Source organism: Halorubrum tebenquichense DSM 14210 (assembly GCF_000337415.1).
Taxonomy (GTDB): Archaea; Halobacteriota; Halobacteria; order Halobacteriales; family Haloferacaceae; genus Halorubrum; species Halorubrum tebenquichense.
The window spans coordinates 1-1,209 of sequence record NZ_AOJD01000086.1; the positions used below are offsets into that span (position 1 = coordinate 1).

1 protein-coding gene and 1 pseudogene are annotated in these 1,209 nt (G+C 55.2%); both read left to right on the forward strand.

What is annotated here, in order from left to right; translation table 11 throughout:
• Positions 1–553, forward strand: a pseudogene (locus C472_RS17940) (transcriptional regulator); the annotation flags it as partial.
• Between the two features lie 193 nt (positions 554–746).
• The coding region (locus tag C472_RS17690; protein ID WP_082238298.1) for a hypothetical protein at positions 747–1,209 on the forward strand (463 nt) is incomplete at its 3' end.

Below are 1,209 nucleotides of genomic sequence, written 5' to 3' on the forward strand. Positions count from 1 at the left end.
GATTCGGAGTAGCGAAGTACGGCTTTCACTCGCGAGTCTCCCGTCGAAGCGTCTCTTAGAGGACGCAACCCCCACGGTTCGGGCGATGATTAGTACGTTGCTCGCGACGAATCTGAGCCTTAGCAAGACAGAGTTAGCCGAGAAAGCGGGAATCTCGACGCAGTCGGTTCGGAACCACTTACCGACACTTGTAGCAATGGGGTTAGTCGACGAGACCGAGGGTCAGTGCCGACTGAACCTTTCGTTCACAGACGAGCAAGAACGCCACAAGCGGATTCTTCCATCGTTCATGCTGACCGAGTCGTTCACTCGAGACGTCCTCTTTGAGACGCTAGAAGCGCTTGATGAGTTGACCGAGGAGGTAATCGAGATATGGGTACAATGCGGACCTAACGGGCTACCGGACATCGACCGTCTCCATACGATGTACGACTGGGTAGACTGGGTACGTCCCTTACTGTCGAGTCTAACCGAAGAACGAGACGAGACGGTTCAGACGCTGTCTATTGGGCCGGAGATTGCACAGCAACCCCTCACGGAGGCAGGTTCGTGATTGAACTAACCTTTGGTAATATGTTCGTGATATGCGTTGTATTCGGGTATCTCGTAATCTCGTGGTATCTCTCGAGACAGTACGTTCATGATTAGAGTAGGGTCGACGAACTCTGAACCTATGAATCGCGGTCGGACAACAACCCCCCATGGAATCTTGAGGCAAGAGACAAACACGGACCACATGAACCCCCATGAGTAGTAAGATGAATTACGGTCGGTTCGGGCGATGTACCGCGACAGCTAAGAGTACGGGAAAGCGGTGTGGTCGACCAGCAATCGGACCACATGGGAAGTGTGGGTTTCACGGGGGCAAGAGTAGTGGACCGAAGAATACCGAGTACCTGGAGGAAAACGACTTTGCGAGAGGTAACTCGGGTGGGGGAGCGCCGAAGCTCAACACGAACGCGGTTCAGTCTGGTGCGTGGGTCGACCTCGAGAAGCTCGAGGCGCGACTCTCCGAGAAAGAACGCGACGACGTCGAGCGTACGACCGAGGCATACCTCAAGCGGGCGACAGCGGACCTTCCCGAGGACGAGCTACAAGCAAAAGCGCGAGAGATTGCATTACTCCAAATTCTCCGGTTTCGAGCGACTGGTGACGTCTTTACTCGGGGGTTTGCGTGGGAAGAACCGACGTCCGTCGACGTCGCGGGCG